Raw genomic sequence first — 23,554 nt, forward strand, 5'->3', positions numbered from 1 at the left:
TCAGGGAATACAATTTCTGAACGCAATTAAACGATTCTGTAGCTCAGCTGGTAGAGCAGTACACTTTTAATGTACGGGTCCTGGGTTCGAATCCCAGCGGGATCACCAAAAACCCTCACTGCTTCATGTAGTGAGGGTTTTTTATTGAGCAATAAGGCTGCTGGCGCGCTTGGCAGAATTCCAGGGACAAGGCGGGCAACTAGGGGAATAAGTGCCAATGCTCGCCCGTAATGTCAGGGCATAGGCTGTCCCAGGCTGCGGCGGTGCGCATGGCCGAAAGCTCAGGAAGGCACCAGGGAAGCGGGTCGGGCTAGCGGCTGCCCGCCGGCGGCGCTCAGCGCACCCCTGTCACCCGAAACTCCACCCGGCGGTTGAGCTGGCGGGTTACTTCCCGCTCGTTGCTGGCCCGGGGCTCAGTACCGCCCAGCCCCCGGCCGCTGATGCGCGCGGCCGCCACGCCATGACCGACCAGGTAAGTCTTGACGGCTTCGACGCGCTGCTCGCTGAGCCCCAGGTTCTTGTCCGGGTTGCCGACGTTGTCGGTGTGGCCGCGCAGCTCAATGGTGAGTCCGGCGTTTTGCGTGAGCAGGGCCAGCAGCTGGTCGAGGGCGGGGAAGGAGGAAGGCAGCAGCACGGCTTGACCCTGGGCAAACTGGACCTTGTCGAGCGCGAGAGTGGTGCCCACCGCCAACGGGCGCAGGAGAATATCGTGGGCCGAAGCGCCGGAAAAAACCTGGTAGGTGCTGTCAGAAGCCAGATAGCCGGCCAGCTGCAGCTGCGCCGTCAGGGGCTGCCCGGGCGGCGTGGGTACGGTGAAGCCCGCCTGCTCCGTCAGCGGGATGGTGGTCAGGCGGCCGTTGGCGCGCAGGCGGAACTGCGCCCGGGGCAGCGGCTGCCGCGTCACGGCATCGAGCACCCGGCCGCGCCAGGCCGGCGCGCTGGCCGCCGGCAGAGCCGCCGCCACGGGCGGGGGCGGCCGCCGAAACAGGTTGCAGCCGGCCAGGTCGGTATAAACGCCGCCGCGCACCCGCGTAGCCCGGTGGCGAACCAGGTCTATTTCGTAAAGCGCTTTGGGGCCGGCCAGGTAGAGGCGGCGGCGGCCGGCGGCATCGTACTGGAGCAGCAGGTCGCTGTAGCCGCCTTTCTGGGGCAGTCCGTCGAGGGGCAGCAGGTCGGGGACGGGCTGGCGGGTGGCCAGGTTGATTTGCAGCAGGGCGCCGTCGGTGCTGTATACCTGCACCAGGGTGCCGGTTTCGTCGAAGCAGAAGTTGGCGTGGGTGCCTGCGCCCGCAAAGCCGATAGCCGCAAAGTACGGGGCCTGCCGCACCGGGTCGGCGGTCCACACCACGGTCACGGCATCATCGGCGGGACTGACCCGGACCAGCTGACTGGCATCGGCGGTGATGAAGTACAGGTCGCCGCGGGCGTCGGTGGCGGCGGCAATCCAGACGGTTTCAGGGCCCTGCGCCGGTAGTTGCCAGTGGGTGTAGCGGCCCTGGCGGATGGCCGGGTCGTAGCGGTACACGTACTCGGGCGCGTCGGTGGGAGCCTTGGTAACGGAGTACAGGCAGTTGTCGAAGCCCTTGGCCAGGGCGTAGGACTGAAAGGGCAGCGCCCGCCGGTGGATGGTGGGCGCCGCGCCGGGGTCGTTGGTCGAAAACTCGTGGATGGTCTGGCAGTCGTCCTGCCACTGGTCGCCGTCGAAGCGCAGGGCCGCAATGCCGTACATCTTGTCGTCGCAGGCCTGGTCGGGGTAGCGGCGGCTGGGCAGGCCTTTGCCGATCAGCACCAGCGACTCCACCAGCCGCCGGCCCTCGGTGGGGTAGCGCGGCTCCAGGGTGGTGGGGGCGCGGTATTCGAGGCGGTACTCGTAGCCATTGCGCCACAGCCGCCGCCCGACCACGCGGGCCGGGGCCGCCGGGGCGGCGGGGGCGTAGGTGTAGTCGTAGCGCGCCTCCTGGTAAGTGCCGGCATCCTGGGTGGTGAGGGCGAGGACCTGGGCCTGGGGCAGGCGGCTCAGGGTGCGCCGCAGCGTATCGGCCTGCCCGGCGGAGAGCTGGTTGAGGTCTTTGCGGGCGTCGGGCAGGGGACGGATGGTGAGCGTGACTACGGCCAGGGCCTGCCGCCACGAGGCGCCGACGTAAAACGTGGCGTCGGCGGGGTTGTCGGTTTGCTGCACCCACCAGCCGGGCGGATACGTGAGCCGGTAGCCCGCGCGGGCATCGGTGTAGGCCTGCCCGGCGGCTGGCGTCTGGGCCCGCAGCCCATTCCAGCATCCGGGCAGCAGCAGCAACAACACCAGCAAATACTTCATAGGCAGCAGGACGCAGAAACAGCGGTTCTCCAAAAGTACTCAGCCCGGCGCCACTTTCAGCGCCGGCGGCGCGCGCCGCCCGGCCATCGGCCCGCCCGGGATGCCGGAACCCGGGTTCCGGCGGGCCTCCGCGCCGCGCCGCGGGGCGGCGTCGTCAGCTGGCAGCGGGTGAGTTAAGGCCCGGGGCCCGCGGCTCTTCCTGTCCTTACGGAGTCAGGCCGTTACGCCCGCTGGGCGAAGCCGCTTTCTGCCGCGGGCCCGGGGCGGCTGCGGGTAAGGTGGCGACAACTCCGCCCCGTGGCCTCAGCCGCAGGGAGCAATGGGCGTCGATTTCAGCGCCTGCCGGGCCAGGCGCCAGTCGGGCATATACTGGTCCATCAGCCCCCAGAAGCGGGCGTTGTGCAGCCGCTCGTGCAGGTGCACCAGCTCGTGGACCACCACGTATTCCAGGCAGAACGGGGCGTGCTTGATCAGCTCCAGGTTCAGCCAGATGCGCTTTGCGCGGATGTTGCAGGTGCCCCAGCGGGTTTTCATCTGCTTCACGGCCCAGTCGTTTACCTGCACGCCCACTGCCGTTTCCCAGTGCGCGAGCAGCGGGGGCAGCTGCTCCTTCAGCCGGGCCCGATACCAGCTGCGCAACGCTTTTTCGCGCTGGATGCGGGTGCTGGTTTCGGGTAGGTACACGTCCAGGGTATCGTCCTCGCCCCGCACCACGCGGGCCGGGCCGGCCGCCGGGTGCACCCGCAGCCGGTGCGGCCGGCCCTGGTAGAAGTGCGTTTCGCCCGTGGCGTATTCCGGTACGGCGGGCGTGGCGCGCGCCCCAAACTGCTCCTGGTGCTTGCGGATCCAGGCGCGGCGCGTGGCTACAAACTCGCGGATGGCTGCCTCGGGCGTACGCAGCGGGGCCGCCACCCGCACGCGGCCGTCGGGGGCGTACACGGTGAGGCGCAGGCTGCGGATATTCTTGCGGACTAACTCGATGTGCAGGTCGTCGAACTGAAGCTGGGGCATGCGGAAAACGGGCTACCGGCGCGGCGGGCGGGGCCGTACCGGCAGCAAAAGTAACGCGCCGCGGCTGCGCCGCGAAACCGGGCCGGGGTTTAGCGGTGCCCCGCGCCCCGCTGGCCGCCGGCGGCCAAAGCCGGGGGGATGCGCCCGGCGCCGGGCCGGGCTGCACTGCCGGAACCGGCCGCCGGCGGCGGGTCACGCCCGGGGCGCCTTCCGGTCAGCAGCCGGTTTTCTACGTACGCCCTACCATCTGACCAACCTTGCCTGAGCTATGACTACGCATGCACCTCGCAAAACCCGGCGCCACCACCGGGATATTGTGGTTATCGGCGCCTCCGCCGGCGGCGTCACGGCGCTGCTGGCGCTGGTCAAAACCCTGCCGGCCGACTTTCCGGCCCCTATTTTCATTGTGCAGCACGTGGCGCCCGACTCGCCCAGCATTCTGCCCCAGCTGCTCAGCTCGGCCTCGGCCCTCAAGGCGCGCCACCCGCAGAACGGCGAAACCGTTGAGTCCGGCGTTATCTACGTGGCCAAGCCCGATCATCACCTGCTCGTCGAAGGCAGCAAGGTGCTGGTGACGCGGGGCCCGAAAGAAAACCGCTTCCGGCCGTCCATCGACGCGCTGTTTCGCTCGGCCGCCTACACCTACGGCTCGCGCGTGATTGGCGTGGTGCTTACGGGCTACCTCGATGACGGCACCTCCGGCCTGTGGTCGGTGCAGCGCATGGGCGGGCTGACCATCGTGCAGGACCCGCAGGATGCCGAGCAGCCGTCGATGCCCACCAACGCGCTGGAGTTCGTGGAGGCCGACCACCTGGTGCCCCTGGCCGAGCTCGGGACGCTGCTCGTGCGCCTGACCACGGAGTGGGCCCCGGCCAAGCGCCGCCTGCCCGCCGCGCAGCTCGACCTGCTCCAGATTGAGCTGACCATTGCCAAGCAGGGCGGGGGATTCGAGCTGGGCATTATCGAGAAAGGCCTGCTGACGCCCTTTACCTGCCCCGACTGCCACGGCGCCCTCACTCAGCTCATTGAGGGCAAGCTGCTGCGCTACCGTTGCCATACCGGGCACGCCTACACCGTCAGCTCCCTGCTGAGCGAACTCACCACGTCGGTGGAAAGCCTGCTCTACCAGTCCATGCGCGGGCTCGAAGAAACCAAGATGCTGCTCCACAACATCGGCATGCAGTTCAGCCTGCACCACCAGGGCGACGTGGCCGACCTGTTTTTTCGCAAAGCCGACGAAACCGGCCAGCAGGCCCGCGTGGTGCACGACTCCATCCTCAAGCAGGAAGCCCTCAGCGGCGACCTGCAGTTCGAAAAAAGCAAGTTTGACTAACGGCTGACTGGTCTGCTTTCCGCGGGCGAAATGACTACCTTCCCCAATCCGGCCGCTGCCGACTCCCTATTGCCAACGCCATGATCCTTTCTGCTTCCCCAGACGGCCGCCTCGCTTCCGTGGTTCACCGCCACGTCGATGCGTTGCTGCGCGACTCGCCGGCCTGTCTGGCCAGTCTGTCGGGGGCTGACCACATGGTCACGGTGACCAACCAGCTTTTCCGGCGGCTGTTCGGCGACCGTACCCTGGTGGGGCTGTCCCTGCGCGAGGCGCTGCCCGAGCTGCTGCCCCAGCCCTTTTTTGAGCTGCTCGACGCGGTGTACGCCACCGGCAACGTGTACCACGGCCGTGAGGAAGTTGCGTTCCACGACGCCCGCCGGCCGGGCCCGCGCGGGCCGGTGCACTTCACCTTCATTGCCCAGGCCGTCCGCGACGCCACGGGCACAGTGACGGGCCTGCTGCTGTTTGCCTACGACGTCAGTGCCCACCAGCAGGCCCGGCAACAGGTGGCCGCCAAGGCGGGGCCGCCGCATACTACCGACGAGCTGGAGCTGGCCAATCTGGAGCTGGACACCACCAACCTACAGCTGGCCACCACCATGGAAGTGCTGTCGGTGGCCAACGCGGAGCTGGACGCCATCAACGACCAGCTCATGGAGAGCAACCAGCAGCTGGAGCGGGCCAACGCGCAGCTGCGGGCCACCAACGACGATATCCGCTCCCACGTCAACGAGCTGCATAGTACCCAAGAGGCCCTGCGCACGCTCAACCGCCACCTGGAAGCCCGCGTGGCCGAGCGCACCGGCCAGCTGCAGGCGGCCTTGCACGAGTCGGAACAGCAGCGGGCCACCATTGCGGCCGTTTTCGAGCAGACCCCGGCCGCCATGTGCCTGCTGCGCGGGCCGGAGCATCGGTTTGCCTACGTCAACGACAGCTACCAGGCGCTCTACCCCACCCGGGAGCTGCGCGGCCTCCCGCTGGCGCAGGCGCTGCCCGAAATTGAAAACCAGGGCTTTATTGCGCTGCTGGACCAGGTGTATGCCACCGGCCAACCCTACCACGGGCAGGAAGTGCCGCTGGCCGACATCGGCCCGCACGGTCCGCGGCAGCGGTTCTTCGATTTCACCTACCAAGCCTTTCGCGAAAACGGCACGGTGGTGGGCGTGGCCGTGTCCGCCTACGACGTGACCGAGCAGGTGCGGGTGCGCGAGCAGGTGGCCGTGGCCATTTTCCGCGGGCCGCGCTACGTGATTGAGCTGGCCAACCCGGCCGTGTGCGCCATCTGGGGCCGCACCGCCGAGCAGGTGCTCGGCAAGCCGCTGTTTGAGGCCCTGCCCGAAGCCGCCGGGCAGGGCTTTGAGCAGCAACTCGACGGCGTGCTGGCCACCGGCGTGCCCTACGTAGCCACCGAGCTGCCCTCCACGTTCAGCCGCGGCGGCCAGCTCGACACCGTGTACTGGAATTTCGTGTACCAGCCCCTGGTCGATGATGAAGGCCTGCGGACCGGGATTTCCGTGGTGGCCACCGACGTGAGCGAGCAGGTCCGGGCCCGGCGGCAGCTCGAGCAGCTCGGTCAGGAGCTGGCTATAGCCTATGCCAGCCTGCAGGTGGCCCACGTCGACACGGAGCTGGCCAACGCCGCCCTGAGCACCCACAACCACCGCCTCACCCGCACCAATGCCGACCTCGACAGCTTCGTGTACGCGGCCAGCCACGACCTGAAGCTGCCGGTGCTCAACCTGGCCGGGCTCTTCGAGGAGCTGCGCCGCGGCGTCACCTTTACCGACCCCGCCGAGGAGCAGATTCTGGTGCCCTTGTTTGAGGACTCCCTGCGCCAGCTCACCACCACCCTCGAAGACCTGGCCGCCCTGGGGCAGCTGCAACAGGCGGCCCTGGCCCTGGCCGAACCCCTGGCGCTGGAGGAAATAGTGGAGGACGTGTTGCAGGTGCTCGAACCCCAGGTGCGGGCCGCCCGTGCCCACGTTACCGTCGATTTCGCCGCCCGGCCCGTGCTGTCCTACCCGCGCGCGACTTTGCGCACCATCGTGCTGAACCTGCTCAGCAACGCCCTCAAGTATGCCGACCCTGCCCGCCCGGCCCGGATTCACGTGTCGCTCTGGCTGGCCGATGGCGAGCCGGTGCTCTGGGTGCGCGACAATGGCCTGGGCTTTGACGCGGCGGCCCACGGCCCGGAGCTCTTTCAACTGTTCCGCCGCTTCCACGACCATACCGAAGGCACGGGCGTGGGCCTCTACCTCATCAACCGCCTCGTGCAGGCCAACGGCGGCCACATCGAGGTAGAGAGCAGCGTGGGCGTCGGGGCCACCTTCCGCGTGTACCTCGGCCAGCCGCCGCAGCCTTGACGTCAACGCTGCTGGCTCAGGCCGGCTGGTGGGCCGGGTAAGTAGCTGGCGCCGCGTCGGCTTCTGTGCGGCGTTTCGTGTTGCACAGAGTACGGTTTGTTTACCGGCCGGCCGGGGCCCTGGCCGGACCTTTGCCGGGCATTCGTCGTTACCAGCCGCGGGGAGCCCCCTGCGCCCCCAAACCCTCTCGCCATGTCCCTCACCGATTTTCGCACCCTCGGCTGCTCCGGCCTCGTCGTCAGCCCGCTTGGGCACCATAACCTTCGGTACCCCGCGCTGGGGCTCGGCAGATGACGTGTCGCAGGCCGTATTCGATGCCTGCGTAGCGGTCGGCGGCAACTTCATCGATACCGCCGATGTGTACTCGGGGGGGCAGAGTGAGCTGATGCTGGGCGGCTACGTGGCCCGGCAGAAGCTCCGCGACCAGCTGGTGCTGGCCACCAAGTTCGGGTTCAACGCCAGCCCGGCAACCCGCACGCCGGCGGCAACGGCCGCAAAAACGTTTACCGGGCGCTGGAAGGCTCGTTGCGCCGCCTCCAGACCGATTACGTGGACCTGTACTGGCTGCACGTGTGGGACATGGTGATGCCCGTGGAGGAAGTGCTGCAAACCCTGGGCGACCTGGTGCGGGCATGTCGGAAAATCCGCTACTTCGGCTTTTCCGACATGCCCGCCTGGTACGCCACCAAGGCGGCCACCCTGGCCGCGGCGCACAGCGTGCCCGGCCCCGTGGCCATGCAGGTAGAATATTCGCTGGTGGAGCGCAACCCCGAGCGGGAACACGTGGCCGCCGCCCGGGAGTGCGGCCTGGGCATTCTGCCGTGGAGCCCGCTGGCCGGCGGCTTCCTGGCCGGCGCGTATGAGCGCGCGGGCTCCGGCACCCAGCCCGCCCACGGCGCAGGCCGGCTGAGCGGCGCCAACCCGTTCTCGGGACCCTTTACCAAGTTTACGGAGCGCAACTGGGCCATTCTTGAAGCCCTGCGGAGCGTGGCCGCGCAGCTCGGCCGGCCGCTGGCGCAGGTGGCGCTGGCCTAGACGGCGCAGCAGCCGGGCATCACGGCGCCCATCGTGGGGGCCAGTCGGCCCGAACAGCTTCAGGATACTATGGCCGCCCTCACCATCCGCTTCAGTCCCGAGCAGACCCAGGCCCTGGACCAGGCCAGCGTACCGGGGCTGGGCTTCTTTTCGCCCGGCCTGCGCCGCGTGGTGTTCGGGGGCGCCGCGGTGGAGGGCTGGCGCTAGCCAAGCCCTTGCCGGTGAGCTGCCGGCTCATTCCCGGCCGTACTACCCAACGCTCAGGGGGCCGCAAGCCGGCGCCCTGCCGCCCGCGCGGCCGTCACTCCCGACCACCTCCGCTTACCCCCAAACCCGGCCCGCCGTCACAGCGGGCCGGGTTTGTTCGGGTGGCACGCCGGCCCCCGGTTTGCTGGGAAATCTCCTCCGTCAGAATCCTGCGGCCCTGCCCCTTGCCGGGCTCCGGCTCAACGATGGCGAAGAAAGCCCGTATTGCTTTCTACACTCTGTGTAAGGCTATGCCACTACCTCCCGAATCAGCCCCCGCTCTGCACGCCGGCGACCTTGCCCCCAACGGCGTGCTGCCCGACGGCTCCCACCTCTTGGAGCTGCGGGGCCGGCCCGTTATCCTGGCTTTTGCTCCCGAGGAGTGGAACCCCACGCACGCCCACCAAAGCGAGCTTTTTGCGCGCCTGTCGCGGGAGTTTGGCCACGGGGCCGCCTTTGTTGATACGGCTACCGACGAGTGGCACTCCCTCGACTGCCGCGGAGAGCTGGCCGCTCAGTTCGGCGTTACGGGGCAGCGGGCCTTGTTCCTGCTCGATGAGCACGGCGTGGTACGCTGGAAAACCGTGGTTGAGTCGGGCCAGGACCTGCGCTCTGGTCAGGTGCTGGCGGCGCTGGAAGCCCTCCAGCCGGCGGCGTCCGGCGGCGCCCGGGCCGGGGCCGGCGCACTCTCCCGGCGCACGTTCGTCACAGCTACCCTGGCCGCCGCCGCGCTGCTCCTGCTGCCGGGCTGCAGCCCCGACTCCTCTACGAAAAACGGTAAGGATGCGGCCCCCGAGGCCCCTGTCGGTAGCAACGACCTGCTGGCGGTGACGCTCAGCATCAACGGCAAGCCCCATCGTCTGCAAATTGACGCGCGGGTGGCTCTGCTCGATGCCCTGCGCGAAAACCTGCACCTTACCGGCACGAAAAAAGGCTGTGACCACGGCCAGTGCGGCGCCTGCACCGTGCACCTCGACGGGCAGAGCATCCTCTCGTGCCTGACGCTCGCCGTGATGGTTCAGGGCCAGGAAATCACCACCATCGAAGGGCTGGCCACCGGACCCGCGCTGCACCCGGTGCAGGCGGCCTTCCTGAAGCACGACGCTTTTCAGTGCGGCTACTGCACGCCCGGCCAGATCATGGCGGCAACGGCCCTGTTGCGGGACCAGCCGACGCGCCTTGGCTCGGCCGTCGAAATCCGCGAGGCCATGAGCGGCAACCTGTGCCGCTGCGCGGCCTACCCCAATATCATTGCCGCCATCCAGGAAGTCCAACGCGGGTAACGCCACTGCCTATGCATCCCTTTCAGTATCAGCGCCCCACCAGTCCCGCCCCGGCCGTAGCCACCGTCGCCAAGAATCCCGGCGCCACCTTCATTGCCGGCGGCACCTCCCACCTCGACCTGATGAAGGAAGGCGTGTACCGCCCTACGCTGCTGGTCGACGTATCGGGGCTGCCGCTGAAGCAGATTGTCGATTTCGAGGGGGGCGTGCGCATCGGCGCGGGCGTCTCCAATACGGCCGCGGCCTATTACCCCGCCATCCAGCAGCGCTATCCGGCCGTTAGTGAGGCCCTGCTGGCGGGGGCCTCGGTGCAGATTCGCAATATGGCCTCCATGGCGGGCAATCCGCTGCAGCGCACCCGCTGCCCATATTTTCGCGACCTCACGCAGGTCTGCAACAAGCGCACGCCGGGCAGCGGCTGTGCGGCCCTGGGCGGCTACAACCACGTCCATGCCCTGTTCGGTGCTTCGGCGGCCTGCGTCGCCACCCACCCCAGCGACCTGGCCGTAGCCCTGGCGGCCCTCGATGCCCGCGTGCAGACAACCGGCCCGCGCGGGCCGCGCACCATCGCCTTTCCCGAGCTGCACCGCCTGCCGGGCGACACTCCCCACCTCGACACGGTGCTGGAGCACGGGGAGCTGATTACCGCCATCGACCTGCCCGCTTTCGACGGCCGCTCCCACTACCTCAAAGTGCGGGAGCGGGCCTCCTATGCCTTCGCGCTGGTATCGTGCGCCGTGGCACTGGAGATGGATGGCCCCCGGATCCGCCGGGCCCGGGTCGCGCTGGGCGGGGTGGCGCACAAGCCCTGGCGCGTGGGCCCCGCCGAAGCCCTGCTCGCGGGCCAGCCGCCCTCCGAGAAGCTGTTCCGGGCCGCGGCGGCCGCCGCTTTTGCCGCCGCAAAACCGCTTGCGCACAACGCCTACAAAATTCCGATGGGCCGCAACCTGATGGTTCGGGCCCTGCTCGAAACCAGCGGCCTGCAGCCGCTGCAAGGCCCGGCCGGTACGGCCTTCGCGGCCAGCGTGGGCGGCATGGCCGGCCGGCTGGCCACTCCCCGCTAACTACCTTACTGTGTATCCTATGCTGACGCAAGCCACTGGAAAACCACTCGACCGGGTCGACGGACGCCTTAAAGTTACCGGCGCCGCGCGCTACACCGCCGAGTGGGACGTGCCGGGCCTGGCCTACGGCGCCGTGGTGGAGAGTGCCGTAGCCCACGGCGTGGTAAGCGCCCTGGACGTGCGGGCGGCGCGGCAGGCCCCCGGCGTGCTGGCGGTGATGACCCACGAAAACGCGCCCCGCCTGCAGCCTATTCCCGCGAAGGTGGGCGAAACGCAGTTTCGCGGCGAAGGCGGCATCACCGAGACGCGGCAGCCGCTGCAGACTGCCGCCATTGAGTATGCCGGCCAGCCGCTGGCCGTGGTAGTAGCCGACACCCACGAGCGGGCCCGGCACGCCGCTTCGCTGGTGCGCGTGACCTACGAAACCCGGGCTCCGCAGCTGGCTATGGCCACGGCCAGCCGCCAGACCCTGCCCGAGTCTTTTTTGGGCAATGAGGAAGAGAAGCTGCAGGTAACCGTCGGCGACCCGGCCGCGGCGCTGGCGGCGGCCCCGGTGCGGCTGGAGCGGGTGTACGAATCGGCCATTACCCACCACAATCCCATCGAGCCGCTGGCTACCATTGCCCGGTGGGAAAAACGGGCCGGGGCCGACTTTCTCACGCTTTACGACACGACGCGCGGGCTCGAAGTTTTGCAGCAGGTCATGGCCACGTCTTTGGGCCTGCCCAGGGAAAGCGTGCACGTCATCTGCCCGTTTGTCGGTGGGGCCTTCGGGGCCAAGGGCTGGCTGTATGCCCCGCCGCTGCTCACGGCCATGGCGGCCCGGCTGGTGGGCAAGCCGGTGAAGATCGAGTGGCGGCGGCAGGATATGTTTGCCGTGGCCGGCCAGCGCGCCGCCACCCGGCAAACCCTTGCTCTGGGCGCCACGCGCGACGGTAAAATTACCGCGCTGCGGCACGACACGCAGACCCACTCCTCGGTTTCGAGCGGCTTTACCGAGCCCTGCGCCCGGGTGACGCGCATGCTGTACGCCGTGCCCAACATCGGCTTTGCCCACCAGCTGGCCCACCTGCACCTGCCCTCGCCCTGCCCCATGCGCGGGCCGGGAGAAACCGTGGGCGGCTGGGCTTTGGAGTGCGCCATTGACGAGCTGGCGGCCGAGCTGAACCTGGACCCGGTAGAGCTGCGGCTGCGCAACTACGCCGACAAGAACCCCGAAACCGGCAAGCCCTGGTCGAGCAAGCAGCTGCGGCAGTGCTACGCCCGCGGCAAGGAGCTCATTGGCTGGGACGCCCGCAACCCCCGGCCGCGCTCCATGCGCGAGGGCAACACCCTGATCGGCTACGGCATGGCCACCACCATGTACCCGGCGGGCCGGCGCGAGGCCCAGGCCCGGGCCACGATCTTCGCCGACGGCCGCGCGCTGGTGCAGAATGCGACCCACGAGCTGGGCAACGGCGCCTACACCATCTTCCGGCAGATCAGCGCCGACGCGCTGGCGCTGCCCATCGAGCGGGTGCGGTTTGAGCTCGGCGACTCGGCCCTGCCCTCAGCGCCCACCACCGGCGGCTCCACCACCACGGCTACGGTAGGACCAGCCGCGCAGCAGGCCGCCCGGACCGTGCTGGGCGCGCTCAAGCGCCTGGCGGCCAGCGACGCGCAGTCGCCGCTGTTCGGGGCCGCGGCGGCGGCCATCGACGCGCGCGAAGGACGCCTGGTGCTCAGGGCGAATCCCGCCAAGGGTGAGGAGTACGGCGCGATTCTGCGCCGGGCCAAGCTGCCGTCCATCGTGGCCACGGATGGGGCCAAGCCGGGGGAGGAGCGCCAGAAGTACTCGTTTTACTCGTTCGGGGCGGTGTTTGCGCAGGTGCGGGTGGATGAGGCCAGCGGCGTGATTCGGGTAGCCCGGCTGTGCGCGGTCTACGACGTGGGCCGGCTGATGAACCCCAAAACGGCGCACTCGCAGATTATCGGCGGCATGGCCATGGGCGTGGGCGCCACGCTGATGGAAGCCACCCGCTACGACTCCCGCAACGGCCGCGCCGTGGTGCGCAACCTGGCCGATTACCACGTGCCCAGCATGGCCGACACCCCGGATATTACCGTGGAGTGGCTCAACATTCCCGACCCGCACATCAGTGAGCTGGGCGCGCGCGGCATCGGGGAAATTGGCTGCGTGGGGACGCCGGCGGCCATTACCAATGCCGTGTTCCACGCCACCGGCCGGCGCCTGCGCTCCTTGCCGCTCACCCCCGATAAGCTGGTGCAGGGCTAGGCGGGCAGCAAACCGGCCCCGCTGCCAGTACCCTTTACCCACGAACCTGTCCAACCAAAACCTTAAGTAGCTACCTATGAAAGAGGAAAATAAAATCAGCCGGCGCAAAGTATTGGGTGGGCTGGGAGCCGGGCTGGCCGCGGCGGCCATTGCGCCGGTTCTGACGGTTGAAGGTGCCTCGGCGCCCGTGGCCGCGGTAGCCGCGGGGCTGGAAGACCCCACCACGAAATACGCCCGCCCACCGTTCAAAAGCCAGTCGCAGCCCTGGCCGGGGCTGGCCAGCCAGATGGACCCGCGGCCCGACCACGGTGAAACCAGCTACAAGGGCACGGGCCGCCTGCTGGGCCGCAAGGCCCTCATTACCGGCGGCGACTCGGGCATGGGCCGGGCCGCGGCCATTGCCTACGCCCGGGAAGGGGCCGACGTGGCCATCAACTACCTGCCGGCCGAGGAGGCGGATGCCAAGGAGGTTATTGCCCTGATTAAGAAGGAAGGCCGCAAAGCCCTGGCCATTCCGGGTGATTTGCGCGACGAGGCCTTCTGCCAGCGGCTGGTGGCCGAGGCCGTGCGCGGCCTCGGCGGCCTCGATATCCTGGTCAACAACGCCGCCCGGCAGCAGCAGCACGCATCGATCCTGGACATCTCTTCCGAGCAGTTCGACTGGACGATGAAGACCAACATCTACGCGCCCTTCTGGCTGACCAAGGCGGCCCTGCCGCACCTGAAGCCGGGCTCGGCCATCATCAGCACCACCTCGGAGCAGGCCTACGACCCGTCGGCCAACCTGCACGACTACGCCATGACCAAGGCGGCCAACATGAGCTACGTAAAGTCGTTGGCCAAGCAGTTGGGGCCGAAAGGCATCCGGGTGAACGGCGTAGCCCCGGGCCCCATCTGGACGCCGCTGCAGGTCAGCGGCGGCGCCACCCAGGAGAAGCTGCAGCAGTTTGGCGGCGACACGCCGCTGGGCCGACCCGGCCAGCCGGTGGAGCTGGCCTCCATCTACGTACAGCTTGCGGCCAGCGACGCCAGCTACGCCAACGGCCAGGTATACGGCGCTGCGGGCGGCAACGGGCAGCCCTAAGCCCGCCGCCGCATTGAGGACGGCAGCCTCGTTTTCCGGCTTCTGCCGAGGCCCCGCTGCGGGCAGTACCTGCGTCCCGGCTCGGCTGCTGTTCGCCCCCGGGCTTTGGCAGATGCTGCTTAGCCCGCCCGCAACCAGGAAATGGGAGCGGGGTAATAGAATGTCGACAGATTCCCGTTGCTGTCTGGCCATCGAATAGTTTCTGCGGCCTCGGCTACGCCAGGCCCCGGCCCGGCCACGAAGCTGAGCTGGTATTCATGCTTCCCGCCTCTGGTAGCGGCGGCCGCCCTGGTTACCGCATTTGTTTACCCATAACACCCCATGCTATGACCCCCGCCCTGTTCCTGCTTCTCCTGCTGCTGCTGCCGGCAGCTGCTGCCCGTCGCCCCGCATCGGCAGCCGCCTACGATCTGCTGCACCCGGCCATGACGTATCGGATGCCCACTGCCCTGCGGGAACTCTCGGGCATCTGCGTGCTGCCCAAGCAGCGCGTGGCCTGCGTGGAAGACCAGACCGGCACCATCTACGTCTACAACCTGAGCACCCGCCGCATCGAGCAAACCATTCCCTTCGGCCCCCAAGGCGACTACGAGGATGTGGCGCAGATAGGCCAGGACTGGTTTGTGCTGCGCAGCGACGGGACCCTGTTCAAGCGCAGCGCCGGCCGCACCACCACCTACGCCACCGGCCTGGACCAGGCCAACGAGCCCGAGGGGCTGGCGTATAATGCCGCCGGCAAAGCGTTGCTGGTGGCCTGCAAAGGCGCCGCCGGCGTGGGCAGCCCCGACCAGCTGCGGGCCGTATACCGCCTCGACCCCGGTACTTTCCGGCACGGCCTCAAGCCCGCCTACGTGCTGAACGTGGCTCAGCTCACGGCCGCCAACGTCGCCGTCAACCGCTTTGCGCCTTCGGCCGTGGCCGTGCATCCCAAAACCGGGCACGTGTTTGTGGCCGCTGCCAGTGGCAATGCCCTGGTAGAGCTGGATGCTCAGGGGCGGGTGCTGCACGTGGAGAAGCTGCCCCGCAATCTGTTTCCCCAACCCGAGGGCCTGTCGTTTGCCCCCAACGGCGACCTGTATATTTCCAGCGAAGCCGGCAATACCAAGACGGCCCTGATTCAGGTGTTTACGTTTCGGGCCACTCCGTAGGGATTGGCAGTGGCCCGCCTGTTGCTTCCCGCGGGCCATTTCGGCCACTGGCAGCGCCCATCCCGGACTCTGCCACCACAGCCGGAGGTAAAGAAAGAGCGCCCAAAGCTCTTCGCGCCCGCTGCTCCTGTTGCTGACCGGGCTGACCGGGCTGACCGGGCTGGCTGGGCCGGCCGCCGCCGGCAGGCTGATTCGGGGAGTACAGCCGTGGGCGTGAGCGGTGACAGCAGTCTGACCTGCAGCCTGCTGTCACCGCTTTATTTTCTGCTGTGTCCCTTCCAGCTGCCTGGCCGGCCAGGCAGCCGGCTTGGTGTGGGCACTGCCGGCGCTGCTGGACCGATGCAGCCCGCACAGAATTGCTTCAGAAACCGGCCCTAACCTTGTGCATATTCCCGCTTCCTGCCAGAATTTAAGGCCCCACCGCGAAAGGGAATACCAAAACAAAAGCCCGGGCTGCCCCGCGGCGGCTGATTGCACCCCATTCTTCAGCCGGCCCGCAAGCAGTACCCCGGCGTTTTTGCTGCCCCAACCCAGTTGCCGTGCCCGTATCCCCCCAGCATCATATTCCCCCGCTTTTCCTGGCCGCGCCACGCCGCTGGCGCCCCATCTGGCTGCTGCCCCTGCTGCTGGCGGGCTGCATGAGCACTAAACCTACGTATACCCGCGAGCATGTAGCCCGGCGCCTGAACGCCCGGGCCGGCTACGCGCTGGGCGCGGCCCGCCCGGCCAACGCCCCGGCGCCTGCGCTGCCCAACCTGCAGGACGGCCTGAGCGAGGACGAAACCGTGAGCCTGGCCCTGACGCGCAACCCCGCCTTTCAGGCCGACCTGAGCGCGCTGGCCCTGGCCCAGGCCGACCTGCAGGACGCCGGCCTGCTGGCCAACCCCGTGCTGACGGGCGTGACGGCCTACGGCACATCCCCCGTCTTTCTGGCCTTGAACTTTGCCTCCGACCTGCTCTGGCAGCGCCCCGGCCGGGTAGGAGCCGCCCAGCTCGAAACTCAGCGCGTGGCCGAAAGCCTGGTGACCCGCGGCCTGCTCGTGGGCCGCGACGCCCAGGTGTCCTACACCGACATCACCCTGGCCGATGAGCGGCTGCGCATTGCCCGCGAGGCCATCACCATGCGGGCCGAGGTGGCGCGTATCGTGCGGGCCCGCTACCGCGTGGGCGAGGCCAGCGAGCTGGAAACCGTGGCCCCCAGCGCCGACTCGCTCCGGGCCGTAGATGACTACTACCGGGCCCGCCGCGACGTCCAGATTGCCCGCCTGCGCCTGTTTGCCACCCTGGGGCTGGACTCGGTGAATGCCGATTCTGTCCGCTTCGCCATGACTGCTTCAGCCGCCACACCCACAGTGCCGCCGCTGCGCACGCTGCTGGATTCAGCTTACGCGGCCCGCCCGGACCTGTGGGCCGCCCGCATCGGTATTGAAGGCATCGGCAAGCGGCTGAAGTGGGAGCGGAGCCGGGTGTTCTCGTTCGTGCTTTCGCTCAACGCCCGCCTGAACGACCCCAACCCCGTGCACCTGGCGCCGGGGGCGGCCATCGGCCTGCCCATCTTCAACCGCAACCAGGGCCGTATCTCGCGGGTGAAAGCCGAGCTGGAACAGGCCTCCTGGCAGTATCTGGCCCTGCGCCAGACCGTGAACCTCGACGTGCGCGAGGCCTACGCCCAGTACGAGCAGGCCACCCAGAGCGTGGCGCTGTGGGAGCGCAGCTACCTGCCCAGCCTGAGCGACGCGCTGCGCCGCTCCACCAACGCCTTCATCAACGGCGACTTTCCCTACGTGCAGGTGGCCGAAACCACCCGGCAGCTGCTCGACGCCCGCCAGCGCGCCGCCGACGCCCGCGCCGACCAGCGCCGCGCCCTGGCCCGGCTGCGCTACGCGGTGGGCGGCCGGTTTTAACTCTCCTTAGCCTTCCCACTATGTTAGTATCGAACTTACTCGTCGCCTCCCGTTGTCTGGCGCTGGTCGGGCTGCTCAGCGGCGCGGCCTGCTGTGGCAAAGCCGAAAAGCCCAAGGCCATCAGCGCCGCCGAGGTCGGGAACCCGGTCAAGGAGTCGGACCTGACCACCGTAACCATCACGCCCGAGGCGGAGAAGCGCCTGGGCATCAAAACCGTGGCCATCAAAACCGACAACGTGCGGGCCACCCGCGAAGTGGGCGGCGAAATCCAGGCCGTGCCGGGTCAGGCTATTACCATCGTGGCGCCGGTGCAGGGTACGCTGCGCGGTGGGGCCGGCATTACGGCTGGCCAGCGTGTGCGCCAGGGCCAGACGCTCTACCAGCTGGTGCCGCTGCCCGCCGAGCGCGACCTGCTGACCCTCGACCAGGGCATGGCCCAGTCGCGCACCCAGCTGCAGGTGGCCCAGGCCCGCCTGCGCCGGGCCGAGGAGCTGCTGGCCGACCGCGCCGGCAGCGTGCGGGCCCGCGACGACGCCCGCGCCGACGTAGCCCTGGCCCAGCGCGCCCTGGCCGATGCCCGCGCCCGGCAGGGCGCCCTGAACGGCAATACCGGCGGGGGCCAGGCCCTGCCCATCAAAGCGCCGCTGAGCGGGGTGGTGCAGCGCGTGACGGTGGCCCCCGGCTCGCTGGTAACGGCCAATACGGTCCTGGTGGAACTGGCCGCGCTCAATAAGGTATGGGTGCGCGTTCCGCTGTTCGTGGGTGATCTGCGCCGCCTGAGCAAGCAGGCCGTGACCGTACGCCCGCTGAACGGTGGGGCCTCACGCCAAGGCCAGCCGGTCGAAGCGCCCTTGCTCGGTGCCACCGCCGGCACGGGCACGGCCGACGTGTTCTACGAAATCGACAACGCCGACGAGGCCTTCCGCCCCGGCGAGCGGGTGGCCGTGGATGTAGCCCTGGGCAATGCTGCCCCCGGCGCTACCAACGGCGCCACGGGTGCCCCGACCAGCACTGCCGCCCTGACGGTACCGGCCGCAGCCCTGCTCTACGACGCCACGGGCGGGCAGTGGGTGTACGTACGCACCGCGCCCCGGCAGTACACCCGCCAGCGGGTGGAAGTGCAGCGGGCGGTGGGCGACCAAATCGTCATCTCCCGGGGCGTGAAAGCCGGCGCGGAAGTCGTCACCGACGGCGCGGCGGAATTATTTGGAACTGAATTTGGCGGTAGCCACTAAGCAATGAAGTGGATAATTGAATCGGCGCTGCGGCTGCGGCTGGTGGTGGTGGTGCTCTTCGGGGTGCTGCTGGTGGCGGGGCTGCAGGTGGTGCGCAACACGCCGCTGGACGTATTTCCGGAGTTTGCACCGCCCTACGTGGAGGTGCAGACCGAGGCGCCCGGCCTGAGCACGGCCGAGGTGGAAGCCCTGGTGAGCGTGCCGCTGGAAAACGCCCTGAACGGCACGCCCGAGGTCAAGAAAATCCGCTCCAAGTCGGTGCTGGGGCTCTCGTCGGTGGTGCTGTACTTCCCCCAGGGCGTCGACATCAACAATGCCCGGCAGGCGGTGCAGGAGCGGCTGGCCCGGGTGGCGCCCACGCTGCCCGGCGTGGCCCGGCCGCCCGTCATGCTGTCCCCGCTGTCGTCCACGAGCCGGGTGCTGAAAATCGGCATTACGTCGGACAGCCTCACGCAGGTGGAAATGACGACGCTGGCCCGCTGGAGTATCCGTCCGCGCCTGATGGCCGTGCCCGGCGTGGCCAACGTGGCCATCTGGGGCCAGCGCGACCGGCAGCTGCAGGTGCTGGTGAACCCCGAGCAGCTCCGCACTCTGGGCCTGACCCTGGCCGAAGTGGAGAAGGCCGCGGCCGACGCTACCACGCTGGCCGGCGGCGGCTTCATTGACTCGCCCAACCAGCGCCTGGCCGTGTCGCAAAGCGCCGCCATCCAGTCGGCCGCCGACCTGGCCCAGATGCCCGTGGCCTTCCGCAACGGCGTGAGTCTGAAGCTGGGCGAAGTGGCACAGGTGGTGGAGGGCTTCCCCGCACCCATCGGCGATGCCGTCATCAACGACGTCCCTGGCCTGCTGCTCATCGTGGAAAAGCAGCCCGGCGCCAATACCCTGGACGTGACCCGGCAGGTGGAAGCCGCCCTGAACGCCATGCGCCCCGGCTTGAAAGGGCTGGAAATCGACTCGACCATCTTCCGGCCCGCGACGTTTATTGAGATGTCGCTGGCCAACCTGAACAAGTCCCTGCTCATCGGCTGCGTGCTGGTGGTGCTGGTGCTGCTGTTCTTTCTCTACGAGTGGCGCACGGCCCTTATCAGCGCCCTGGCCCTGCCGACTTCCCTCATTGCGGCGGCGCTGGCGTTGCGCTACTCCGGCAAAACCATTGATACCATGGTGCTGGCCGGCCTCATCATTGCCCTGGGCGAGGTGGTCGACGACGCCATCATCGACGTGGAAAACATCATGCGCCGGCTGCGGCTCAACCACGCGGCCGGCTCGCCCAAAACGGCGTTTGCGGTGGTATACGAGGCCAGCATGGAAGTGCGCTCGGCCGTGATTTACGGCTCGGTTATCGTGGCCCTGGTGCTGCTGCCCATCTTTTTGCTGCCGGGTTTGTCGGGGGCATTTTTCCAGCCCCTGGCCTTTGCCTACGTGCTGGCTATTCTGGCCTCGCTGTTCGTGGCCCTCACGCTGACGCCCGCGCTGGCGCTGCTGCTGCTGCCCAAAGCTGCCGAAAAGGAATCGAAGGACTCGCCGGTGGTGGCCTGGCTCAAGCGGCACTACGCCCGAGTGCTGCCCGGCCTGCTGGCCCAACCCCGGCGCGTGGCCTGGTCCTTGACCGGCGTGGCGGTGGTTTCGATGCTCACGCTGCCGTTTTTTGGGCAGGAATTCCTGCCCAACTTCAAGGAATACGACTTCCTGATGCACTGGGTGGAAAAGCCCGGCACCTCGCTGCAGGCCATGTCACGCATCACCATTCGGGCCAGCAAGGAGCTGCGCGCCATTCCCGGCGTGCGCAACTTCGGCGCCCACATCGGCCGGGCTGAGGTGGCCGATGAAGTAGTAGGTCCCAACTTCACCGAGCTCTGGATATCCGTCGACCCCACGGTGGACTACGAGGCCACCGTGGCCAAAATCCAGACCGTGGTGGACGGCTACCCCGGGCTGTACCGTGACCTGCTGACTTACCTGCGGGAACGAATCAAGGAGGTGCTGACGGGCACCTCGGCCACCGTCGTGGTCCGCATCTTCGGCCCCGACCTCGACCAGCTCTACACCAAAGCCAAGGAAGTGGGCGCCAGGCTGGAAGGCGTGGAGGGCGTGGTGGATTTGAAAGTGCAGCAGCAAACCCTCGTGCCCCAGATTCAGGTCAGGATCAGGCCCGAGGCCGCCGCCCGCTTCGGCCTGAACCCGGGCACCGTGCTCCAGGCCATCAGCACGCTGGTGAAGGGCCGCAAGGTGGGCGAAATCTACCAGGAGCAGAAGATTTTCGACGTGGCCGTGTGGGGCCAGCCGGCGGTGCGCGCCGACTTCGGGGCCGTGCGCGAGCTGCTCATCGGCCTGCCCGGCGGCGGGGCCGTGCCGCTCAAAGAGGTAGCCGACGTGCAGATTGTACCCACGCCCAACGAAATCACCCGCGAAGCCTCCTCCCGCCGCATCGACGTGACGCTGAACGTGCGCGGCCGCGACCTGGGCTCGGTAGCCCGCGACGTGCAGGCCCAGGTCGACGGCGTGGCTTTTGGGGCGGGCTACCACCCCGAAATCCTGGGCGAGTACGCCGAGCGGCAGGCCTCCCAGAACCGCATGCTGGGCCTGGTCGTGCTTTCGCTCATCGGCATCTTTCTGGTGCTCTACACCGACTTTGGCACCGTGCGCCTGGCCACCTTGGGGCTGCTGAGCTTGTTCTTCGCCGTGTCGGGCTGTCTGCTGGCGGCGTTTCTCACCGGGGGCGTGTTGTCGCTGGGCTCCATCGTGGGCTTTATCACGGTGCTGGGCGTGGCGGCCCGCAACAGCATCATGCTCGTCAGCCACTACCGCCATCTGGAACTGGAAGAGGGTATGCCCTTTGGTAAAGAGCTGATTATCCGCGGCTCGCTGGAGCGGGTGTCGCCCATCGTTATGACGGCCCTGACCTCGGTGCTGGCCCTGCTGCCCATCATTCTGGCGGGCAACGAGCCAGGCTCGGAAATCGAGCACCCGATGTCGGTGGTGATTCTGGGCGGCGTGATTACCTCCACGGTGCTCAACCTGCTGGGCATGCCGGCGCTGTACTGGGCCTTCGGGCGCAAGCCAGGCGCCGCGCCGGTGGCGGCGCAGCCGGCGGCTTAGTCGCCCGCAGCCCGGGAGGCCCGGATCCGGAATTTCCTCAGAATCTTTGGGCTTCTTTGTTGTTTACTGCCCTAACGCACGCCCATGAAACTGCTGCTGGTTGAAGATGAACCGGTCCTGCGCCACACCCTGGTCGACTCGCTCCGCCAGGGCGGCTACGTGGTGGAGGTAGCGGCCAGCTTCGCCCAGGCCTACGAGAAGATCAAGCTCTACCAGTACGACTGCGTGCTGGTCGACCTGACGCTGCCCGACGGCGACGGCCTGGATCTGGTGCGCACGCTCAAGTCCGACGGCTCGCCGGCCGGGGTGCTGGTCCTCACCGCCCGCGACGGCCTCGACGACCGGGTGCAGGGCCTGGACCTGGGCGCCGACGACTACCTGGTCAAGCCCTTCCACCTCTCCGAGCTCAATGCCCGGCTGCGGGCCCTGTTGCGCCGGCGGCAGTTTCAGGGCCGGCACTACCTCGTGTTCCGCGACCTGCTGGTGTGGCCCGAGCTGGCCGAAGTATACGTGAGCGGCGAGCCGCTTACCCTGACCCGCAAGGAATACGACCTGCTGCTGTACTTTCTGGCCAACCCCGGGCGCCTGCTCACCAAGGAAGCCGTGGCCGAGCACCTCTGCGGCGACCAGGTAGACGCGGCCGACTCATTCGACTTCATCTACACCCACATGAAAAACCTGCGCAAAAAGCTGCAGGAAAAAGGTGCCGACGGCTATATCCGCACCATTTACGGCGTGGGCTATAAGCTCAACACCGACTAGGACCACAGGCTTTTCGCTTCTTTCTGCTGCATGAAACTGCTCACGGCCACCACCCGCTATTACCTGCGCCTCACGGTGGGCCTGTTTGCGCTGGCCAGCGGGCTGCTCTACCTGGGCTTCGACTGGGCCCTGCGCAACGAGGTGGAGGAGCTGCTCTACAACCGCCAGCTGCACATCCAAAAGCAGGTGGCCCGCGGCCTGCCCTTGCCGGCGGCCCCATTTGCCGACAACCTGGAGCGCAGCCGGCAGCCGCGGCCGCTGGGCTTCTCCGATACCCTGCTGCTGGACCCCGTGGAAGATGAGATGGTGCCCTTCCGCCGGCTCACCTTCCGCCTGCCCCACTCCGGGGTGGCCAGCGCCCCGGAGTGGGTGACGCTGCGCAAGTCGCTGGTCGAAACTGAGGACGTGCTGGTGGTGGTGCTGGGCGTGCTGCTGGTGGTGCTGGTCCTGCTGCTGGGCGGCGTGGTGGCCCTCAACCGCTGGCTGGCCCGCCACCTCTGGGCGCCGTTTCAGCACACGCTGGCTACGCTGCGCACCTACGACCTGCAGCGCCATCAGCCGCTGACCCTGCCCACGCCGGCCATCGACGAGTTTGGCGAGCTGAACCAGGCCCTGAACACCCTGAGCGAGCGGCTGGTGAGCGACTACGAAAGCCTGCGGGAGTTTACCGAAAACGCGGCCCACGAAACCCAAACCCCGCTGGCTATCATCCAGGCCCAGCTCGAACAGCTGCTGCAGGCCCCGGCGCTGCAGGCCGACGAGCAGCTGACCACCCTGCTCGGCGCCGCCCTGGGCGGCACGCGGCGCCTCTCGCGCCTGCACCAGGCGCTGACGCTGCTCACCCGGCTGGAAAACCATCAGTTTGCGCCCGCTCAGGCGGTGCCGGTGCTGCTGGAGCAGCTGCTGCACGACCGGGTGGCCTTGCTTGAGCCCCTGCTCACTGCCCGCCAGGTACAGCTCACCCTGCACGCCGAGCCGCCGCTGCCCGCCCGGCCCATGCATCCGGGCCTGGCCGACTCGCTGCTGCAAAACCTGCTGCACAACGCCATCAAGCACAACTACCCCGGCGGCCGGATCGACGTGCGGCTCAGTGCCCAGGTTCTGGAAATCAGTAATACTGGCCCGGCGCCGCTGGGCGACCCGACGCGGTTCTTCGAGCGTTTCCGCAAGCACAACGCCGCTTCCGACTCGCCGGGGCTGGGCCTGAGCATTGCCCAGCACATCTGCGCCTACTACGGCTTTGGTATTGAGTACTCGTTTGCCGCGGCCGGCAGCCGTCACATCCTGCGGGTGCAGTTTGCCTGAGCTTTTCCGGTTCCGGGAGGGCCGTAGGGCGGGGGCGGGGCGCCAAAAGCCTACGCCCGGCAGCAGCACTTTGTCTGCCCCGACTACCACGCC

Annotated in this window: 16 protein-coding genes, 1 tRNA gene and 1 pseudogene; 16 read left to right on the plus strand and 2 right to left on the minus strand. The window is 68.2% G+C overall.

Annotated elements, in window-relative coordinates; translation table 11 throughout:
* Positions 1-32 precede the first annotated feature (32 nt).
* Positions 33-108: transfer RNA gene (locus ABD842_RS04805), tRNA-Lys, on the plus strand.
* Between the two features lie 226 nt (positions 109-334).
* Here ABD842_RS04805 and ABD842_RS04810 read toward each other — a convergent pair.
* Positions 335-2,314, minus strand: a complete 1,980-nt coding sequence (locus ABD842_RS04810) for an OmpA family protein (RefSeq protein ID WP_345110811.1) — start codon at positions 2,312-2,314, stop codon at positions 335-337.
* A gap of 303 nt (positions 2,315-2,617) precedes the next feature.
* Entirely contained in the window at positions 2,618-3,325 is a 708-nt protein-coding gene (locus ABD842_RS04815) for a M48 family metallopeptidase (RefSeq protein ID WP_345110814.1), read from the minus strand.
* A 268-nt stretch (positions 3,326-3,593) separates the two neighbouring features.
* On the opposite strand from ABD842_RS04815, the gene ABD842_RS04820 reads away from it, so the two are divergent.
* The 15 genes and pseudogenes from ABD842_RS04820 (at position 3,594) to ABD842_RS04890 (ending at position 23,461) form a co-directional block, all read left to right on the plus strand.
* Entirely contained in the window at positions 3,594-4,658 is a 1,065-nt protein-coding gene (locus ABD842_RS04820) for a chemotaxis protein CheB (RefSeq protein ID WP_345110817.1), read from the plus strand.
* Between the two features lie 80 nt (positions 4,659-4,738).
* The gene (locus ABD842_RS04825) at positions 4,739-7,021 is read left to right on the plus strand and encodes a PAS domain-containing protein (protein WP_345110820.1); all 2,283 of its coding nucleotides are present in this window, start codon (positions 4,739-4,741) and stop codon (positions 7,019-7,021) included.
* 247 nt (positions 7,022-7,268) lie between these two features.
* Positions 7,269-7,607 (plus strand): aldo/keto reductase, encoded by a 339-nt coding sequence (locus ABD842_RS04830; RefSeq protein ID WP_345110823.1) that lies wholly within the window; start codon positions 7,269-7,271, stop codon positions 7,605-7,607.
* Positions 7,547-8,122: pseudogene (locus tag ABD842_RS04835) on the plus strand (aldo/keto reductase); the annotation flags it as partial. The gene ABD842_RS04830 and the pseudogene ABD842_RS04835, both read left to right, overlap by 61 nt.
* A 3-nt stretch (positions 8,123-8,125) precedes the next feature.
* Entirely contained in the window at positions 8,126-8,263 is a 138-nt protein-coding gene (locus ABD842_RS04840; RefSeq protein ID WP_345110945.1) for a hypothetical protein, read from the plus strand.
* A 290-nt stretch (positions 8,264-8,553) separates the two neighbouring features.
* The gene (locus ABD842_RS04845) at positions 8,554-9,585 is read left to right on the plus strand and encodes a 2Fe-2S iron-sulfur cluster-binding protein (protein ID WP_345110825.1); all 1,032 of its coding nucleotides are present in this window, start codon (positions 8,554-8,556) and stop codon (positions 9,583-9,585) included.
* An 11-nt stretch (positions 9,586-9,596) separates the two neighbouring features.
* Positions 9,597-10,649: an FAD binding domain-containing protein gene (locus ABD842_RS04850; protein WP_345110827.1), complete on the plus strand. Its 1,053-nt coding sequence runs from the start codon at positions 9,597-9,599 to the stop codon at positions 10,647-10,649.
* 19 nt (positions 10,650-10,668) lie between these two features.
* The gene (locus tag ABD842_RS04855) at positions 10,669-12,924 is read left to right on the plus strand and encodes a xanthine dehydrogenase family protein molybdopterin-binding subunit (RefSeq protein WP_345110830.1); all 2,256 of its coding nucleotides are present in this window, start codon (positions 10,669-10,671) and stop codon (positions 12,922-12,924) included.
* A 76-nt stretch (positions 12,925-13,000) separates the two neighbouring features.
* Positions 13,001-14,008, plus strand: a complete 1,008-nt coding sequence (locus ABD842_RS04860) for an SDR family oxidoreductase (protein WP_345110832.1) — start codon at positions 13,001-13,003, stop codon at positions 14,006-14,008.
* Positions 14,009-14,334: 326 nt separating this feature from the next.
* Positions 14,335-15,156, plus strand: coding sequence for an SdiA-regulated domain-containing protein (locus ABD842_RS04865; protein WP_345110835.1), 822 nt, complete (start codon positions 14,335-14,337; stop codon positions 15,154-15,156).
* A gap of 539 nt (positions 15,157-15,695) precedes the next feature.
* Complete coding sequence (locus ABD842_RS04870) at positions 15,696-17,060, plus strand: TolC family protein (protein WP_345110838.1); 1,365 nt, start codon at positions 15,696-15,698, stop codon at positions 17,058-17,060.
* A gap of 20 nt (positions 17,061-17,080) precedes the next feature.
* Positions 17,081-18,295 carry an efflux RND transporter periplasmic adaptor subunit gene (locus tag ABD842_RS04875; RefSeq protein ID WP_345110841.1) on the plus strand — a complete coding sequence of 405 codons (1,215 nt, stop codon included), beginning with the start codon at positions 17,081-17,083 and terminating at the stop codon, positions 18,293-18,295.
* A gap of 3 nt (positions 18,296-18,298) precedes the next feature.
* Entirely contained in the window at positions 18,299-21,394 is a 3,096-nt protein-coding gene (locus ABD842_RS04880) for an efflux RND transporter permease subunit (RefSeq protein ID WP_345110844.1), read from the plus strand.
* A gap of 84 nt (positions 21,395-21,478) precedes the next feature.
* Entirely contained in the window at positions 21,479-22,156 is a 678-nt protein-coding gene (locus ABD842_RS04885) for a response regulator transcription factor (protein WP_345110847.1), read from the plus strand.
* Positions 22,157-22,186: 30 nt separating this feature from the next.
* Positions 22,187-23,461: a sensor histidine kinase gene (locus tag ABD842_RS04890; RefSeq protein ID WP_345110848.1), complete on the plus strand. Its 1,275-nt coding sequence runs from the start codon at positions 22,187-22,189 to the stop codon at positions 23,459-23,461.
* Positions 23,462-23,554 lie beyond the last annotated feature (93 nt).

This window comes from Hymenobacter algoricola, from assembly GCF_039539525.1.
In the GTDB taxonomy this organism is placed as follows: Bacteria; Bacteroidota; Bacteroidia; order Cytophagales; family Hymenobacteraceae; genus Hymenobacter; species Hymenobacter algoricola.

What these genes read in the sequence shown, in the direction of transcription:
- ABD842_RS04810 (WP_345110811.1), bottom strand. Translation starts at nt 2,314, where the DNA reads ATGAAGTATTTGCTGGTGTTGTTGCTGCTGCTGCCCGGATGCTGGAAT.
- ABD842_RS04815 (WP_345110814.1), bottom strand. Translation starts at nt 3,325, where the DNA reads ATGCCCCAGCTTCAGTTCGACGACCTGCACATCGAGTTAGTCCGCAAG.
- ABD842_RS04820 (WP_345110817.1), top strand. Translation starts at nt 3,594, where the DNA reads ATGACTACGCATGCACCTCGCAAAACCCGGCGCCACCACCGGGATATT.
- ABD842_RS04825 (WP_345110820.1), top strand. Translation starts at nt 4,739, where the DNA reads ATGATCCTTTCTGCTTCCCCAGACGGCCGCCTCGCTTCCGTGGTTCAC.
- ABD842_RS04840 (WP_345110945.1), top strand. Translation starts at nt 8,126, where the DNA reads ATGGCCGCCCTCACCATCCGCTTCAGTCCCGAGCAGACCCAGGCCCTG.
- ABD842_RS04845 (WP_345110825.1), top strand. Translation starts at nt 8,554, where the DNA reads ATGCCACTACCTCCCGAATCAGCCCCCGCTCTGCACGCCGGCGACCTT.
- ABD842_RS04850 (WP_345110827.1), top strand. Translation starts at nt 9,597, where the DNA reads ATGCATCCCTTTCAGTATCAGCGCCCCACCAGTCCCGCCCCGGCCGTA.
- ABD842_RS04855 (WP_345110830.1), top strand. Translation starts at nt 10,669, where the DNA reads ATGCTGACGCAAGCCACTGGAAAACCACTCGACCGGGTCGACGGACGC.
- ABD842_RS04860 (WP_345110832.1), top strand. Translation starts at nt 13,001, where the DNA reads ATGAAAGAGGAAAATAAAATCAGCCGGCGCAAAGTATTGGGTGGGCTG.
- ABD842_RS04865 (WP_345110835.1), top strand. Translation starts at nt 14,335, where the DNA reads ATGACCCCCGCCCTGTTCCTGCTTCTCCTGCTGCTGCTGCCGGCAGCT.
- ABD842_RS04875 (WP_345110841.1), top strand. Translation starts at nt 17,081, where the DNA reads ATGTTAGTATCGAACTTACTCGTCGCCTCCCGTTGTCTGGCGCTGGTC.
- ABD842_RS04880 (WP_345110844.1), top strand. Translation starts at nt 18,299, where the DNA reads ATGAAGTGGATAATTGAATCGGCGCTGCGGCTGCGGCTGGTGGTGGTG.
- ABD842_RS04885 (WP_345110847.1), top strand. Translation starts at nt 21,479, where the DNA reads ATGAAACTGCTGCTGGTTGAAGATGAACCGGTCCTGCGCCACACCCTG.
- ABD842_RS04890 (WP_345110848.1), top strand. Translation starts at nt 22,187, where the DNA reads ATGAAACTGCTCACGGCCACCACCCGCTATTACCTGCGCCTCACGGTG.